We start from the raw sequence: 19,228 nt of genomic DNA on the forward strand, positions 1-19,228 counted from the left end.
TATAAAATAGGTGCAAAAATTTTCAATCAGTTTTCACCACATGGGATAAACTATGACTAAAAGTCCACTCTCTTTAATTCTAAATGCATTCTCGTCTGTATTTGGCAAATTAAATTGGCGAAGCCCTCCATGGATGAATTATCTTTGCACTAAATCAAAATCATCTCCTAAAATGTTTTGGGGAAGTAGTTTTGTACTCATTCTTATTTTAATTGCAGCAGGCTATACGGTGCATTGGTATAAAAACTTACCCAAGCCCATTTACACAACTGCGCAAATTACAGTACCTGATATTACACCAAATACTGAAGAACAATTAGTACCGAATAATTTAATTATTGATTTTGGAATAAAAAATAATGGGTTTATTAATCAATCCGTGGCACCACTGAGTGAAATAGGTAAAACAGTCACTCATGGTATCGAAATGACCCCCAACATGCCTGGAACATGGACTTGGAATACAGACAGCCAATTAGTCTTTACTCCGTCTGAAGATTGGCCTGCGGGACAGAAATTTACGATTCATTTTTCATCAGATTTTTTCACAACAAATGCAAATATGGAGCGCTATGATTATTCTTTTCGCACCAATCCATTCCAAGGAACAATTACGGAGTTTAAACTTTATCAAGATCCAGTACATGCCGAAATTAGAAACGCGGTAGCCACAATAGAGTTCAATTATCCCGTAAATCCCAAAGCTTTAGAAAAAAATACTTCATTAATGTATCAAGCACAACCAGGATCAACGGCTGCAAAACAGTCTTTTACATTAACTTATGATAAAAATAAACGTGTTGCTTATCTACACTCCGAAACAATAAAAATAGATAACATGGCTCGCTATTTACGTTTAACCTTAAATAAAGAAATAACTTCTTCAACTGATTCTGCCCATTTACAACATGAGCTCACTCAGAATCTTTTGATACCCAGTGCCCAAGATTTCTTAAAAATTATCTCCGCTTCGGCTTCAATTGTTCGCAATGATAAAGACAGGCCTGAGCAAGTTCTTACAGTTGAAACATCTTTAGGTATCAATGAAAGTGAGTTTAACAAGTCGGTACACATTTTTTTACTCCCTAAAGATAAACCAGCAACTGTTGCAGAAGAAGCTAAAGAAAATTATGAATGGCAAAATCCAGGTGAAGTGACTCAAACCGTACTTTCTCTAGCAACTCCTTTAAATAGAGAAGCTCTACCCACAGAACAGAATTATTCAACCCTGCATAGTTTTAAATTTAAAGCCGAAACACCGCGCTACATTTATATAAAAATTGATAGGGGAATGCAGGGATTTGGAAACTTTACCTTAGGAAATGAATATGCAGCAATCATACCTGTTCCAACGATTCCGAAAGAAATTAGTTTCTTACACAAAGGTTCATTATTAGCGTTGAGTAGCGAGAAAAAACTTTCCGTACTTGTTCGCGGCGTACCCGCTGTAAAATTTGATTTTGCTCGCGTTTTACCTGAAAATGTGAATCAATTAATTACTCAAACTCAAGGTGACTTTAATAATCCCTACTTCATTAATCCTACCTTTAATCAACAAAATATCAGCCAAATCTCTTCAGAAATTCAAGAGTTTGATGCCTCTGATTTGGCAAAGCAACAGTATACTGCTCTTGATTTTAATAAGTATCTTACAATGAGCACAAATACCATGGGTCCACAAGGGCTCTTTTTATTACAAGCTACAGGATGGGATGTTGCTAATAAGACGGCATTAGATGTAAAAGCAAGCCGTATGATACTGATTACAGATCTGGCTTTATTGGTAAAAGATAATAATGATGGAAGCCATGATGTTTTTGTTGACTCTATTACTCAAGGAACACCCGTTGCTAATGCAACTCTCACTGTTTTAGGTAAAAATGGTTTACCTATTTTATCTCGAATTACGGATGCCCAGGGCCGGGCTACCTTTCCATCGTTAAAAGATTTTGTGGATGATAGAGAGCCAACAGTCTATTTAGCACAACTGGATAATGATGTCTCATTCATTCCCTATAATAATGCAAATCGACAATTAAATTTCTCTAAATTTGATATTGGAGGGCTTTATACATACAACCAAGAGCTGCATAGCTTAAGTGCTTATCTGTTTTCTGACCGAGGCATTTATAGACCTGGTGACTCTGTCCACATTGGTATGATAGTAAAGCAAGCGTATGCACAACCTCAACCTGCAGGCTTGCCTTTGCAAGTTACTGTAGTTGATTCTAGAGGAACCACAATAAAGGATGAAAAAATTACCCTCAATGATTTAGGTTATATGGATCTTGATTTTACAACCAATGCTAATTCTCCAACGGGTCAGTACATGGTTAATTTATATTTAGTCAAAGATGGATATCCACAAAATCTACTTGGTTCGACAACCATACGTGTTTCTGAGTTCCTGCCTGATAGAATGAAAATTACTACACAATTGTCTCCAAAACCGTCTTCGGGTTGGAGTTCACCAACAGGATTAAAAGGTGAAGTCAATCTTTGGAATTTATATGGCGCGCCTGCTGCCCATCGCAGAATAAGCGCTAAAATTTTACTCGTACCACAAAAAGTTGAATTTGAACAATATCCTGAGTACGTATTCGTTGATCCGTTATTGGATCCGAAAAAACCGCCTAAAGTATTTACAGAAACATTATCTGACATGACAACAAATGATAAAGGTGAAGCAGAGTTTGATTTAAACCTTGAACGTTATGAAAAGGCAACTTATCAACTTACCTTTTTCGCCGAAGGTTTTGAATCAGAAGGTGGTCGAAGTGTAACAAACCAATCGAAGGCATTAATCAGTCCATTGCCTTATTTTGTTGGCTACAAGCCTGATGGTGATTTATCATTTATCAAACAAAATAGTGCACGTGGTATTCATTATATTGCTGTAAATCCTCAATTAAATAAAGAAGAGGTAAAGGATTTAAAAATCCAGCTTATTTCGTTGCAGCCTATAACCACTTTGGTTAAGAAACCAGATGGAACTTATCAATATCAATCTATTATTCAATCTAAAGTGCTGAGTACCACTCCGTTTAACATTGCAGAACAAGGTACGGACTATACTTTACCCACACAACAAATTGGCAATTTCTCTTTAAATGTTTTAAGTAAAGATGATACTGTTCTTAATCAATTAAAATTTAGTGTTGTGGGTGCAAGTCAACAACCCTTGGCTAAGAATGCAGAATTATCGATTAAATTAAATAAACCTGAATACCAAGTCAATGAGGACATCGAAATCCAAATCACATCGCCATACACAGGATCAGGTTTGATTACAATTGAACGTGATAAGGTTTATGCAGCACAATGGTTTAAAACAGATACAACCAACTCAATACAGACCATTCATATTCCTGCTGACTTCCAAGGAGATGGTTACATCAATGTCGCCTTCATCCGCGATTGGGAGTCACCTGAAATTTTTATCAGCCCTCTTAGTTATAGTGTTGTTCCGTTTACCGTTAATCATGATAACCATGATATAAAAATCGATTTACTCACTGAGAAGGTTGCCCGTCCCGGTGAACCATTTACCATCAATTATCGTACCGATAAACCAGGAAAAATTATTGTTTTTGCAGTGGATGAAGGTATTCTGCAGGTTGCACGATATGAAACACCAGATCCATTGGCTTTCTTTTTTCAAAAACATGCACTTGAAGTTTTGACGCAACAAACAGTAGATCAAATAATGCCCAAATTCATTCAAGATCGAGAGCTTTCTGCTGTTGGTGGTGATAATGGTGAAGAAGGCATGGCAAGTCGCCTTAATCCTTTTAAGAGAAAGACGGAATTACCTGTCGCCTATTGGTCAGGCATCGTAGATACAGACTCCAGTAATCATCAGTTAGTCTATCAAATTCCAGATTATTTTAATGGTACATTGCGAGTAATGGCTGTTGCTGTATCTTCTGACTCTGTTGGTTCACAAGAAACTTCTGCCGAAGTCCGAGGGGATTTTATTATCAATCCCAATGTCCCCACGTTTGTTGCTCCAGGAGATGAATTTGAAGTATCTTCTTCGATTGCTAATAATGTCAAAGACTCGGGAGGACATGCATCAATTCGTATCGATCTAAGTGCCTCACCTGAACTCAAAGTTATTGGCTCATCGACACAAACTTTAGAAATTGCTGAAGGCCATGAGCAAACAGTACATTTTAAACTCAAAGCAACATCTCAATTAGGTGCCGCAAAACTCAACTTTAAGGCGAGTATGGGTGATAAATCCAGTTCAATGAGTGCGACACTGAGTGTGAGACCAGCAATGCCTATCAGTACCTATATTACAAGCGGTAAATCAGCAGAAAAACAAAAAACACTCGATATCATGCAAACACTGTATCCTGAGTATCGAAAAGTGAATGCTACTGTTTCAACAAGTCCAATGATTCTAGTGTTTGGCTTACAACGCTATCTTGATAATTATCCTTATGGCTGCACAGAACAATTAACCAGTAAAGCCCTACCCTTGTTAGCGATGAACAATCAAACTGGATTTGGGAAAGAAACAAAACAAGTATATGAAAAAGTAAATGCCACGATACAAATGCTAAGCCAACGTCAGATGTCTAATGGGGCTTTTAGTTATTGGCCTGGGCTTGGTGACAATCATAGCAATGACTTTGCGAGTGTTTATGCAATGCACTTCCTAACGGAGGCCAGATCTCAAGAATTTAATGTGCCAAATGAATTATTTTTTAACGGTATTAATTATCTTAAAACGTTAGCAAGTCAAAATGTTTCCGATATGGAGGCAGCTAGGGTTCAAGCATATGCGATTTATATTTTAACACGCAATGAAATTGTGACTACAAACTACCTGGCGAATCTGCAATTGTATTTGGAAAAGGACAAAACAAAAGCATGGCAAAAAGATACCACCTCAGCCTATATAGCTGCTTCTTATCAATTGCTACAAAGCCAAGAGGAAGCAAATCAATTAATTGGTCTATATAAGCCGCAAAACAACCAAGAATATGTGACTGATTTTTATAACAGCGCTATAGCTGATGCTCAATACTTGTATCTTGTCGCGAAACATTTCCCTAATTTATTGCCTCAGGTAGGGGATCAGTTATTAATGCGTTTAATTGATGCAATCAATAATAATGAAATCAATACAGTATTGTCCGGTTATACAAGTCTTGCATTAGGCGCCTATCATCAAAATTTATCTGATGACACTGTATCTGCTTTGTCAATCACAAAGATTATGAAAAATAATCAGGAAATTAATATTCCTGTTACTAATTCAAATTATCAAAAAACTGAAATTGATGATGCTGTGCAGAAAATAAGATTTAATAATCCTGATAAAAAAACATTTTTCTATCAGCTGATACAGTCTGGGTTTAATCGAGTTATACCGGATGCACCCTTAAAACAAGGCTTAGAAATTTTCCGAGAGTATAAAGATGTTAAAGGGAATGTGATTAATTCAATACCCTTAGGAAGTGAAATTGAAGTACATATTAAAATTCGTGCTTTAGAAAGTGATTATCTATCTAATATTGCAATTGAAGATCTCTTACCCGGAGGATTTGAAGTGGTCAACGACTCCGTAAAAAATAATACAATGGATTATATAGATATACGGGAAGACCGAGTAAATTTCTTTGGAGGCATAGACTCTTCTGTTAAAGAAATTGTTTATAAAATCAAGGCGATTAACGTTGGAAAATACATTGTTCCACCAGCTTATGCCGAAGCAATGTATAATCCTAATACGAAAGCACAAGGCGTTTCTTCAGTAGTCAACGTTATTGAAACAACACCTTAATATTCTCTTTAGTTTATTCTAGATGGTGTGTCTTTAATTAAAACTCCAGAATTTAATCTTCTGGAGTTTCATATTAGAAAATTCAAGGTTTTTATAGAGTAAATATTTTATCTTTGACGCAACATGTGCCACCTATTAATGCTCGCGAAACTCGTCTACTTTTCAGTTATTAGTTTTTTTGATATTAATTTTCAGAAAAATAAATTGTATTTCAAATCAAATAATCGATTGGACATCACTTAAAGGAAAACTGATTGGCATACAAGACAAATATAAAATAGTTGATCAGTTACTAGAAGAAATCAAACTCGAAACAGCAATCAATTTATCAAAACGTAACGAAGGATTTAGTTTCGATATTAAATTATTATTCGTCTTTGGATGCTGGATCTTACTGTACCATGCGAAACAAAATTATGAGAAACAGGCTCAAAAAATATTAACCAGGGCGAAAGCAGGCCACTTGATTGCAAATAATTAGTCTTTTTGTTTCAAATAAACGAGAGATTATTTTAATTGAGCCTCCAAATATTTGTATAGAATAAAAATCTCTGACAAGCTAGACCAAAAAGCAAAGATAAGCAATAGCACGCTGATTTTAAATGTATTTCATATAATCATTCCATTGAAAAAATGATGTAAATATGAAATATATCGGTGAGTTGATTCAGATTTTATGCCCACAACTGGATTGTCACAAGATGAGTGACGCTATAAACAAATAAAGCGATTTTTTCTCGATTATCATTGACTTACAAATTTGCTGTTATTGCAGAATTTTTTATTTGTTAAATTGTAGGATGTTAAGACTATGTTAATAAATAAAAACTATAATGTCTATGTATTAGCCATTGCCTATGATACTAGGAGTATGTATGCTTGAGAGACAAGATCATGAAATTCTTAAATTTCAAAACGATGACGCATTGCTTGACTTAAAGATAGTGTCTACGTCTGATATAGATACTCAAATCACTCAAGCATTGACAAATCTTATTGATAGCCCTGTAAAAAATTTAATAATTCAGGGTAGTGAAATGACCACTGAACAGGCACAAAAGATACTTGATTTTTTAAAATCACATCCACAAGTTACACTGAATATTAATCTTCCTGAACATTTAGAAAATACTAAAATTCAAATTCAATTGGACAATCTTATTTCCAATTATCGTTTAGAGAAGAACAAAAAAAAGTTAGAAAGTAATCACCCACAATCAGCAAATTCTACGTCAAAAAAACCAGAAGGAAGGATACTTCCTAAAGGAAAAATAATACCTCGAATTGAAATTACGCTACATGAAGAGATGAGTGCAGAAGTTCAACCTATATCGGTAAGCCATATAGAAGATGCATCTACCACAGTACTCACGAATGATTTACCTAAATTGGATCGGGCACCAATTGCGACTCAGATAGTCACTGACATTTTGTCACTAACCAATCAACGAGCATCTCTGTCACAGTGGAACGAGTTTACGAACAGAAAAGAGGCGGAAAGATTCAAGAAAGACCTTGGGCTCCAATTTAATAAAGAGAATCATCCATTACCCGAACTCATAAAAAGCAATAGAAAGTTGGTTCAAGATTTTTCAGTGTGGAGTAAAAAACTTAAATTTGAGAAAGAGCAGTATAATGCACTTCTTGATGTTTATGGGCAATATGGCGCACCTGGACTAATCCAGTTATTTAGAACATGGGATGAATACAATCAGGATCCTTATAAAGGACCTGCATTTTTAGATACGTATGGTTCTTTATTTAAATACATGCCAACTTTTTTACCTTTTATTGATAATAAAGAATTTCAAGAGACACTTTCTAAAATTGCAAATCTGAGTAAGGAACATCGAAGTTGGTGGATGGCCCTTCTTCATAATCATGGCCGAAAAATTGGCTATAGTGACTTACCTGGTTTATTTAAACAATTTACTGATACAGTGAATACCATCGAACAGATGGGGTTAAGCTTTCACGAAATAAAAACGATTAAAGATGAAAAAGAACTTTTATCTACACTCACTGCTGTGGTAGATCTTTTAAATAAATGTCCTCCACAAGACCAAGCTGTACAATGGCAGTGTATCAATAACATAATCATTCCCAATCCAAATAATTATCATTTTATTATTCCAGAAATGCAAGTAGAAGCTAATTTGGGAGAAAGAGGAGATCTTGAATGGATAAAAAGACTTTTAGTTCAAGATAAAAACAGCAACCCCGAATTGGTTAAACCCGCTTTTTATCGATATCTTGCTACCCAAGAGCAACACTTGCCATTGGAGCAATACAAAAAAATTATTGATGAATTGTTTTCAAATCAAGAACTCAATAATGAAGCTAAAATACGTATGCTTTATATTTTAGCCAAATCAACAAGCACGAGTGCGAAAACAGGTTTTGACTCCAAAGCCGTGCTTGAAGAATGGGAAAGCTTTCAAACAAGAATGATAAAACTTGACTCTCTAGAGCGACTGAAAGCAAATCGTAGTGCCATGGGAAGAGCATTATTTTCGAAAGGTATCGATGCCCAAGGCGGAACTCCAGCCGTACGTATTCAAACATTAAAACCTGTTATGGATATGCTTGTTACGCCACCTATGAGTTATTTAAACAAATTATTGAAACTTTCTGAATATAAATTTCTAGATCCCAAACTTAGTCTGTTAGAACTACAGTCTGTCCAGGCAGACATGATGAAAAAAATGGACAAGGCGGCTTCACTCTATAAAGATTATCCTGAAAGCATGATGCATGCAATCTCCCTGATTAAAACAGAAACCATCAAAGCAAATCAGGATGGCCAATATTTTCCTGAGCCCCAGGATATCACTCTCCTAGAACAATTCATTAGCGCCTGTGAGGTATTAACTGATTCTAACGTCAATACAATAAATCCTGCGGAATTAAATCCTAAAGAAGTATTATTGCCCCTACTGACTTCCTTTAATTTAGAATATGAAAACAAAACACGATTGGTCAACGAAATCATTGAACCTTATAAAAGAAGACTTACTAATCCAAACAATGCTCAGTACCAAGAAAAAATTCAAAACTTGTTACCCTACGGCTTATCTCTATTACAATTAATCCAAAACAGAAACCACCCTAATAAGCTCAATTATACTGTTCTCAATAAAATCCAAGATGATTTAATGGGGATGATTTGTCGTTCCAAACCAACAACTAAAAAAGAGATTCGGGAATGGATGCATGAACACTATGGTAAGCACTTTAGTGGAACAATGTTGCTTGATCTTAAAGATGCAGTCAATTTTAGTACTCTTTTCAGAGAGCTTGAATGCAATCAACAAGAGACATGCTCGTTGATTGAGCAAATGGTCAGTAACTTTGATAATGAGGAAGAAAAAGATCAACATGAGGCTCTTGTAAGAAGTCTGGTAAATCTAACAAAAATTTTAACTCCTACTCAACAAATACGCTTTTTTGAATTCTGTCAAGAAGCATTTAAAACGAATGGACTCTTGGCACGCAATCAACATCCTGGCCCACCGAGTTATCTAACACAATTTAAATCTCTTATTGAGAGCATTACAAAGAATAATTCTTTTGATGAGTTTGAACAGTATATGAATCTTATTCAAGAACATCGTTCAAATAAAGGTGATATAAATAACTCCCTCGTAAAATGCAGCTATTTATTAGATACTCTTTACCCTCAACTCATAAAACAAAAAATTCCCCGTAAAGAGGCATTTCATTTTTCAGCTGAAGTAGTTTGCCTGAGCGCGGCTGATTCGCTCTATAAATATCATGAAAAAGCAAAAATTCCTGAAGCAACAGATTATCCGCAAGAGTTAAGTGAATTAAGGGATTCTATTTCTGATTTAATAAACAATACTGATTCTGGCATTAAATCAATCGATAAACTAAAGAAAATACATCAAGATATTGATGCGATTTTGATGCTGTCAGTAAATAACAAAGAATATTTTAAAGACTGTCAAGCAATCAGTGCTCGCATTACGGAAATTATTAAGGCAGTAGAGGAACGTGTCAGTCAACAACAAAATAAAAACCTTATCCAAAATGTTTTAAGCTATTTCTGGAATACCTCTTCTGATGATGCAACTGGAGAAGAATTAGATAGCTTGGAATCACTTGGCCTTACTCTAGAATTGGTAGAAAAGGGATCAAATACATACCAAGATCTTCTGGCAATCCGGAACAAAGAAAATCACAATTTCCCAAATGTTGTCCTTCATCTCCATGCAAAAAAAGGGGAGTTAATTCAAAAATATAGCAATATTGCTACTCGTGCGAATAATTTTATTAGCATGGCGCTTAAGAGTTCACCAGATGATGTGAGTAAAAATCATAACGACATATGTCAGCTTATCGATAAGTTAGTTGCTCTTGATCATCAAAATCTTGTGTTAAGCCTCATGTATCATTACTCAGGAGGTCTTCCTGATCGTGGCGTAAAAGATTTAATCGAGTTATTTAACTCTAAAGAATACAATGAATTACCTCAAAATCTGCAAAAAAATTATATAAATGCTGTAATCTCGCAGATGAATAATTCAGTGAAATGTAGTAAAGCAGATGTCCACACTTTTCTTAAATTTATTCATGAGAATAAAGAGAACAGTTCAATCACTCGACACCTTCACAATTATTATCAACACGCACCATTTCCTCCCTTATCGACCTTTATTAATTGGACTAAGGCAGTTCGAGCCGGAGCAGAACTATCCGAAAGAAAAGTCGAGGAAAAATATCAATATTTCGACAAACACCCTTGCGCCACAGCCAGCCATGATGGACGGGAAAAAGAAAATGGATTCAAGCTCGATGCTGCGAAAAAAACGCTGAAACAGATGCCTGAAGTACAACCAATCTTTACTCAAAAATATCTGGATGAAATTAAAAATGAACAAGAACAAGTCAAAAATTTATCTACCCAACAAATATTAGACCAACTTAAAGTATTTAAAGAAAGACCACCTGCAAATCATATTAAAATGGTTATGCTCGCAGCAGAGTTATTACATCGTTGTAAAGGCCGTCCTCCAGAGTTTGTGGGTAAAAGCCAAGTACCTGGCCGTTCTTATGAGCTAAATACTACCCAAATTATAGCCATTCTTTCCCTTTTGGAGACTGGGAATAAAGTAACTGCTGAAATAGGAACAGGTGAAGGAAAAACACGAATCATGATGATTCTAAATGCGTGTCAATTCCTTAAGGGAAAAACCGTTGATTTCTTGACCAGTAACTTAGCGCTTGCAGAACGAGATTACCTTGAATCTCTGCCTTTTTTTAATTCACTAGGCGCTGAAGTTAATTTCATTACCTCTTCATCTAAAATTGAAGACTATAAGATGGGTGGAATTAATTTTTCGGATCCTGAAAATCTCTGCCTGTTTCGCAATAAAGCATTCAGCCAAAATAAATCGGAGCAAGTACTTAATAAAGATCCTGAAAAACGAGCCTTGTTATTGGATGAGGCCGATGTAACTTATTTTGATGTTGCAAATTTAAAATACAACTACTCATCGACAATACCCAAGCAAAATATTGAATTGCTAGCCCTTTTTCCATTGTTGATGGATTTTTTTGCCCAGGGTGATACTGAAAAAACATACTTGGAAAACAAACAACGTTGCAATGAGCAATTACTTACCTTTATTGAAACAAGAAACACCAAATTATTTCAAATTATTAAATCATTACCTGTCTCGCAATTAGAAAAATGGCAAGATGCAGCTTATACAGCTCGTCACCTAGAATATAATGTTGATTATACTGTTGTATCCGATGCCACCACGCCTACCCCACTTGGTGATAAAAAAGTAGCTGCAGCGATGTGCCTCATCGGTTCACGTATTAGTAAGAACTCTAATTTTGGTGATGGAGTTCATCAATGCTTGCATGCCGAACTTAATCGACTCATAAAAGCGCAGAACCCTAATATAGAAAATCCATATCTTAAAGAGGCACTTGAGCAATGTAAAAGCAAGAAGCGTGTTTTTAACATTGATCCTATAAGAAAGATTACATTTAGTAGCTCTTCTAATACTCTACTTAAAGCTTATAGCCAAGGAAGTTTGCATGCTGTAACTGGAACTATAGGTTCAAAAATGGAACAAAGAGAAGCTCAATCTGAGTTTGGAACTCAATTTATCTATGTGCCAAGACATAAAGGGATACGTCGTTTCGATCGCCCTACCCGCATTACGCAAAATGAAACAAAACAATTAGATGCGCTAGTCGATCATATCTTGGAATCGAGAGCGAAACATCAACCAATTCTTTTGATTTGTAAAAACGACAATGAATCTAAAATATTGCATGATAAATTAGAGGAGCGTTTAAAATCAAAACGAAATCAGGATGGTTTACCCAAACTGACTCGTATCCATGCGGGAATTGATTATGATGAATCTATTTCTGAAGCAAACTATATTAAAAATGAAGCTGGAAAACCAGGCCAAGTCACTATTACCACTGAGATGGAAGGAAGAGGTGTTGATATTGAACTCAAAGATAAAGCTCATAAGGCGGGACTTAAAGTCTTACTGACCTATCTTCCTCATGGAGAAAGAAGTTATGGCCAAATTATCGGTCGATCTGGACGATATGGTGCTATTGGTGAGACACAAATGGTTTTGAATCTCAATGAACTTAAAAAGGATTTTGGTATCAACCAAGTGAATACTGATTTCTATCTTAACCCCGAAGACTTTATAAGAAAATTGCAAATTTTTGCAACCCATACGAAAGAGCTTCGCCGTCTGTTCCATCGAGCTTATGATAATTATTTGTCTTATTTTTCAGATCGTTATGCAGCACTTCAAACTGAAGATAATGATTTAACAATGGCTTGGAGTGAGTTTTTAGAAAAATACAATCACAGCAAAGACCTCACTCTTCAAGTGATTGAAGCTCAATTAGAGCAAAAAAACCCAAATATTGACGTCATTCATGAGCAACTAAAACAACATAATCTAAAAGCGCAAGAACTTTGGCGTGAATTTACAGAGCAATTACCCCCAGAACAGAAAGATATAGAACAAAACACGCCTATACAAAACATCAAAACACCAAAACTTTTGAAACGATGGTTAAGCGAATTAAAGCAAATCAAACAAGATTCGGTAATCGTTGAAGATGTTCAAAAAGTGCGACTGCAAGAACGTTATGATCCTACTGCAGCTGGTAGCGTACAGATTGTAAAAAATCCTAGCTTACTCGTCGGACTTATTGCAGAGATTCGTGCTGCCTGGCGAGGCGAGGGAATTTTATTTCCCAATCTTCGTGCTTGGTGGGCTGGGCAACTTTCCTTTGCTAACTTTCTCAGCCAGCTTCCTTTTTTTCGGTGGGTTATTACTCCTAAAGAGGAAACCCATATTGTTAAAAAAGAGGTTCCCGCTTCTCATGCAATATTGTACGAAAAATTAGTCGATGAAAATGACAAAAAGCCAACGAAGAAAGGTACCAATGAAGTAGAGACTCAGGAACCGTTGCATTCATTACCTTTGTTTCAACAACCAACAACAAAACCAGTGCAGCAAAACGAAATACAGCAGGAACAAACGCGCAACAATACACGATAACTTTTCAAAATTAGCAACATAATTATCATGTTCTGTGAAAACCTCTTTTGAAGCATATAGCTATCCCCGCGTAGCGGGGGTACAATTCTGCTTTTTATTAGATAATAATTTTAAATGTTTTTGATCGATCGAAGGTAAAAATATTTTTAATTCTCCACTTGATAAATTAGGGTATCAACATATTAAATGCAGTTGGACAACAAAATTGTTTAATGAATAAAAGGTGTACCATATGAGTAATTTAAAAAGAGGCATTAGTCAGTTTATTTTTATGGGAAGATGGTTGCAACTTCCATTATATTTAGGCCTTATATTAATCTTGGCTGTATATGTTTATCGTTTTGTGTATGAATTATTTCATTTAATAGTACATCTTAACAGTTTTGATGACACTCTCATCATGCTCGGTGTGCTGGATCTTATTGATGTCGTTATGATCGCGAACCTCCTGATTATGGTTGTGATGGGAGGATATGAAACTTTTGTTTCCCACCTTGCACTGGACTCACATCCCGATCAACCTGAATGGCTTGATCACCTCGATGCTGGTGCTATGAAAATTAAATTGGCACTTTCATTAATTGGTATTTCATCTATTCATTTATTAAGAACCTTTATTGATCCCAATAAACTCAGCAATTACTCCGTAATGTGGCAAGTCATTATTCATTTGACCTTACTTATTTCAGCTCTAGCAATTGCTTTAACGAATAAAATGCTCGTTCAAAGTAAAACACATTAACCTATTTACCTCTCTAGTTACAGTGGCTTGTAGCTAGAGAGCTCGATTTTCATTCTATTACGGCGAAGAATGGAACACCAACATAATGTTCGATTAATAATCACTTAATGTGTTTTTGTTATTATATGCTCTCTTAAAAATTAGATGGGATTATTTATGTGGTATTTAGAGATAATGAACCAATTATTGGAAAAGCTTCCCCAGGAAAAAAGAGAGGATGGAGAGAATTTTTTAAAAGAACTTTTTTTGTGCATTGGCAAAATAGAAGCACACCCGGAAATGGAGTTTTTTTTAGGCCTTATTGACAAAGCATTTTCAAAATTTGGGGATAAGGAGCCTAATTCAGTCACATTAACCGAGTTTTCACGATATCTTTTCGGACTCACCCTACTGTATCTTAAATCAAGTAATGATCAGCCCATCTGGAATTCTGATTTTATTCCAAGTTCAGATAGAGTTGTAAAGTTTTTAGCTATAGACCGAAATGAAAAATCAATGATTAAATTTCTTAATCAATTAGAAATGGATACTTTTGCAAGTTTAAATTACAAAGTAAATGTTAACTTTAATCAATTGAGGGTAATTCTAAAAAATTACAGCACATTAAAAACTGCTCAAGGATTTATTGATGCATGTAACAAGTTAAATCATCTTGATGTTTCTCATGGATTTGGAATGTTAGTGCGAGATGCAAAAAAAATAGTAGCTAGTGCTGAAATTAAGGATATAAATTCGGTTGATTCTTTGCTCCAGTTTTCTCTGCTAAATAGTAAAAGTCAGTCTCATCGATTAAGTATATTTAAATCTATTACAAATTCCAATATTTCACCTCCTGGTGAAAATACTTCTCACGGATTTCAATAATTTGCTTTTAGCCTTTATTCATTAAATAAATAAAGGCTGCATTTTTTATATTATCAGTCTATGTTAGAGATTAGGCCTGTTTGAATGCGTAGGATTTTGTTCCGTGGAATTGCCTTTATTTCATTTTGTAGCTTTTGGATCAGGAACACCATGGAGCGTTTTTTCTATAACAACTGATTCATAGGTCATTTTTACAACATTACTTGTGCCAGAAACAATCGAAGTAACAGCTGGCAAAGATGAAGCTAACACCGATAAATTTGTCTTGAAAATTCTGAATGTAATTCTGATAATCTTGATCTAAGTTTGATAAATCAATAACACCTCTTTTACCCATTTATGCCTCCAGTACAGTGATCATTAAAGAGGTGGTTGGTTGAGTTTAAAGTAAATTGAATTGGCTTTGCCTGAATTTGCAAGATAATGAGCAATTAGGGCTTAATATAAACGTAGGGGAATACTGAATGATTCTTGATCATGTTGGAATTACGGTTGCTAATTATGAACGATCCAAAAATTTTTATTGCTCTATTTTAAAGCCGCTAGGCATTACTTTGGTGAAAGAACAAAATCAGTGGGCAGGGTTTGGTAAACAAGATAAACCTGAATTTTGGTTTGGCGAAGGGAAAAGAAGCGATTATTTTAGCCATATTACTTTTGTTGCAGAAAATAAAAAAGCCGTGGAACAATTTTACACTATAGCATTGCAACAAGGAGCTACATGCAATGGTGAACCTAAATATCGAACTCATTACTACCCCAACTATTATGGCGCTTTTATCATTGATCCAGACGGTCATTACATAGGAGCAATCATGCATACCGAAATGGTTTCATAATCTGCAACAAGCCTAGAAATGCTGCTATTCAGGGACAACTTCTGAATGAGATCTCGAAAGTTCTAAGAACTATTGAAATAACTATTTTGATCTTATATTGTTGCTTCTGAATCTCACATGAATTAGGACGTTTTCATGAAAAACCATTCCGGCGTATTTAGATTAAGTGACTATCAGGTTCTTGATTATTTAGTAAAACATGTTGATTTAGAGATTGATCTTTCTAAAAATCCAGTGCAAACAACAGCTTGTTTGACTATTGAACCCAATGAAAAATCACAATCCCACTCCGTTCATTTGGAATTAGACGGTGAAAATATGACTTTGGAATCGATTGCACTTAATGGGAAAATACTCTCTCTCGAAGAATATGAGATCACAAAAAACTCGCTGATAATCAAAAATATTCCTACAGGAAAACCATTTAAACTTGAAACCAAAGCTCGTTTAGGTAAAAACACTGATTTATTTGGTTTGTATGAAACAGAAGGAACTATTCTTGTTAAAGCTGAAACTGAAGGTTTGCGACGTGTTTTATATTGTCACGATCGTCCAGATAATCTAGCCACGTACAAAACAACTATTATCGCTAAAAAGAAAGATTATCCAGTTCTGCTTTCTAACGGAACACTGATAGAGCAAAAAGACTTAAATGATGAGCTCCATTCAGTGACCTGGTTGGATACAGTTCCAAAACCCAGTTATCTTTTTGCTTTAGTTGCAGGAAAACTACAAAAATCAGTAACTTATTTTAAGACTCGTTCTGATCGTATGTTACCTATTGAATTTTATGTACCTCCTACAGCCACGACTAAGTGTGATTTTGCTAAAGAGACATTAAAAGAGGCGATGCATTGGGAAGAAAAGATTTTTAATCTAGAATGTGATTTACCTCAACATATGGTTGCTGGTGTTGATAAATATGCATCCGGAGCTTCTGAGCCAACTGGATTAAATCTATTTAATACTGCAAATTTATTTGCAACTCCCGAAACGCGAATTGATAATGATATTTTACGCGTATTAGAAGTGGTGGCCCATGAGTATTTTCATTATTGGTCAGGAGATCGTGTTACTATTCGAGACTGGTTTAACTTACCCTTTAAAGAGGGATTAACGACATTTCGGGCGGCTATGTTTCGGGAACATTTGTTTGGTACCGATTTAATCCGTATTCTTGACGGTAAAAATCTCGATGAACGTGCCCCACGCCAAGACACATATACTAATGTGAGAAGCCTCTATACTCCTGCAGCTTACGAAAAAAGTGCTGATATTTTTCGCATGATAATGCTTTCTTTAGGCGAAAAAGATTTTTATGCTGGCATGACTCAATTTTTAAAAACGCATGACGGTGACGCGGTTACCTTAGAAAATGCACTGGATTCATTAAGCACATACACCGAAAAAGATATGCATCCTTTTTTAAAGTGGTTTACTGAATCAGGCATTCCGCAAGTAACTGTTACTGACGGATATGATTCGGAAACAAAACGATATACTTTAAAATTTATAACCAAGGACAGTAAAGAACGACCAATACCTATTGTAATAGGATTACTCAATAATGATGGCGTAGAAATTCTAAATGATACTCTCATCACGGTGGATAAACCTGAGATGGAGTTTCATTTTGATAATATCAATTCTCGCCCTACCCCATCTTTATTACGCAGTTTTTCAGCACCTATTTCTCTTGACTTTACTTACAGCACAGAGCAATTATTTTTATTAATCCAACATGATACAAATGCTTATAATCGATGTGAAGCGGCAAAAAAATTGATCATAGGCATGGTGAACGATTATTGTTTAGGTAAATCAATGATACTTGAGTCTCAGTTTTTTCAGGTGTATCGTAACTTGCTGAATGAAAGTACTCACTCCTTAAATTATTGGTTACTTGCAGAACTCTTAACCATACCTTCAGAAGAGGCTTTATTTGCTGAATTACAAAATCAGGATTTTGAAAAAATCTTACAGGCTCGTCAATTAATACAAAGTCAACTTGCAACAGAATTAAAGGAAGACTTCTTACGTATGCAAAAAAATCTGGGTGAGTTACCTATACCTGGAAACTCACCATTTGAGTCATTTGATATTTTTGCTGCAGGTCTACGGCGTTTAAAGCATGTGTATCATGATTATCTGTTCTCTGTACAACCAGAAAAAACAGAGCAAGAATTAATTGAACAATTTAATAATTCACTAGGTAAAAATATGACAGACTGTATGTCTGCATTAAATTTATTACTCCAGCACAACAGCAATAAATCAGACGTTCTTCTTGAGAGCTATTATCATTATTGGCAAAATGATGTAAGTGCGGTTAATTATTGGTTTAATGTTCAAGCAGCAGCGCATACAAAAAGCGTAGGGAAGCATGTAACTCAATTGATGTCACATCCAGCTTTTGATTTATCTAATCCTAATAAAGTCAGTGCATTATTGGGTACATTTATTAAAAACCCTTATGGTTTTCATGCTACCTCAGGTCAAGGCTATCAATTAATTGTTGATGTTATTTTGCAGTTAGAAAAAATAAATCCCACATTAGCAGCTAATTTGACAGAAAAATTTAATAGTTGGGATAAATATGATGAGACGCGACAAAAATTAATGTTCCACCAATTAGAGTTTCTCAGTGCTCATGCCGTTACTACTGATGTGAGAAACATGGCAAAAAAGGGGTTAGACAAGAAAGGTAAGCTTGATCCTCCGCCCCTAAAGCAATTTTTTTTTAGCTCCTCTTTTGTAGTTGACTTGCACAACGATGAAGAAGAAAAAACTTATTCATATCATTAACTTGCACTGTGAGTATTTTGAGCATAGAGGAACCGAATTTTAGATGAAAACAAAATTCATAAAACTTGGTTCCATAAATACTCTTTCTAGAAAAAGAACCTTTTCTCATACTAAATAATAAATTTGCTGAAACCCACAAAATATCTTACTCTCAAAATAGGAGAAGCAACTAGGATGATATGAATGACTCGCAGCCAATTTATCACGGCAGCTATGGCAGGATTGATCATAGGCATTGATAATATTATTTCTATAATTGCTTTTTCCTCAATTATTTATCAAGGTATTTTAAACAATTATGTTCCAGTGATAATCAATTTATTTATCCTATCATTGATTATCATTGGAGCAAATAGTTTATTACGTTCGAAAATTAATTATGCAATCGCCCAGTTCCAAGATGAAGCAGCCATTCTATATGCCACTTTAGCAATTATTATCTATCAAAACTTACCAGGAGGAACGAGCACAGAGGTTATTTTTACGACTACGCTAATCATAATAGGTCTGACTACTTTTATTTCTGGATTTACTTTTTATATGATTGGCTTATAGCGACATGGAAAGTAGTAAGTGTCTCTGAATATTCTATTATTTTACTTAT

General features: G+C 35.1%; 8 protein-coding genes. All 8 read left to right on the forward strand.

Annotated features, from left to right (window positions below):
- Positions 1-52: 52 nt before the first annotated feature.
- The 8 genes from EL220_RS08885 to EL220_RS18885 all read left to right on the forward strand — a co-directional run bounded on the left by EL220_RS08885 (position 53) and on the right by EL220_RS18885 (position 19,179).
- Entirely contained in the window at positions 53-5,797 is a 5,745-nt protein-coding gene (locus tag EL220_RS08885) for an alpha-2-macroglobulin (protein ID WP_027269868.1), read from the forward strand.
- Positions 5,798-5,975: 178 nt separating this feature from the next.
- Entirely contained in the window at positions 5,976-6,278 is a 303-nt protein-coding gene (locus EL220_RS08890) for a hypothetical protein (protein ID WP_027269867.1), read from the forward strand.
- A 394-nt stretch (positions 6,279-6,672) separates the two neighbouring features.
- Positions 6,673-13,374: a preprotein translocase subunit SecA gene (locus EL220_RS08895; protein WP_027269866.1), complete on the forward strand. Its 6,702-nt coding sequence runs from the start codon at positions 6,673-6,675 to the stop codon at positions 13,372-13,374.
- A 232-nt stretch (positions 13,375-13,606) separates the two neighbouring features.
- Positions 13,607-14,116, forward strand: a complete 510-nt coding sequence (locus EL220_RS08900; RefSeq protein WP_027269865.1) for a TIGR00645 family protein — start codon at positions 13,607-13,609, stop codon at positions 14,114-14,116.
- A 156-nt stretch (positions 14,117-14,272) separates the two neighbouring features.
- Positions 14,273-14,980, forward strand: coding sequence for a hypothetical protein (locus EL220_RS08905; protein WP_027269864.1), 708 nt, complete (start codon positions 14,273-14,275; stop codon positions 14,978-14,980).
- A gap of 464 nt (positions 14,981-15,444) precedes the next feature.
- Complete coding sequence (locus EL220_RS08910; RefSeq protein WP_027269863.1) at positions 15,445-15,819, forward strand: VOC family protein; 375 nt, start codon at positions 15,445-15,447, stop codon at positions 15,817-15,819.
- Positions 15,820-15,954: 135 nt separating this feature from the next.
- Positions 15,955-18,624, forward strand: a complete 2,670-nt coding sequence (gene pepN, locus EL220_RS08915) for an aminopeptidase N (protein ID WP_027269862.1) — start codon at positions 15,955-15,957, stop codon at positions 18,622-18,624.
- A gap of 183 nt (positions 18,625-18,807) precedes the next feature.
- Positions 18,808-19,179 carry a hypothetical protein gene (locus tag EL220_RS18885; RefSeq protein WP_027269861.1) on the forward strand — a complete coding sequence of 124 codons (372 nt, stop codon included), beginning with the start codon at positions 18,808-18,810 and terminating at the stop codon, positions 19,177-19,179.
- Positions 19,180-19,228: the final 49 nt, after the last annotated feature.

This window comes from Legionella sainthelensi, from assembly GCF_900637685.1.
Lineage (GTDB): Bacteria > Pseudomonadota > Gammaproteobacteria > Legionellales > Legionellaceae > Legionella > Legionella sainthelensi.

Excerpts from the sequence above, each read along its gene's own strand:
- EL220_RS08885 (WP_027269868.1), top strand. The coding sequence starts at position 53 with ATGACTAAAAGTCCACTCTCTTTAATTCTAAATGCATTCTCGTCTGTA.
- EL220_RS08895 (WP_027269866.1), top strand. The coding sequence starts at position 6,673 with ATGCTTGAGAGACAAGATCATGAAATTCTTAAATTTCAAAACGATGAC.
- EL220_RS08900 (WP_027269865.1), top strand. The coding sequence starts at position 13,607 with ATGAGTAATTTAAAAAGAGGCATTAGTCAGTTTATTTTTATGGGAAGA.
- EL220_RS08905 (WP_027269864.1), top strand. The coding sequence starts at position 14,273 with ATGTGGTATTTAGAGATAATGAACCAATTATTGGAAAAGCTTCCCCAG.
- EL220_RS08910 (WP_027269863.1), top strand. The coding sequence starts at position 15,445 with ATGATTCTTGATCATGTTGGAATTACGGTTGCTAATTATGAACGATCC.
- pepN (WP_027269862.1), top strand. The coding sequence starts at position 15,955 with ATGAAAAACCATTCCGGCGTATTTAGATTAAGTGACTATCAGGTTCTT.
- EL220_RS18885 (WP_027269861.1), top strand. The coding sequence starts at position 18,808 with ATGACTCGCAGCCAATTTATCACGGCAGCTATGGCAGGATTGATCATA.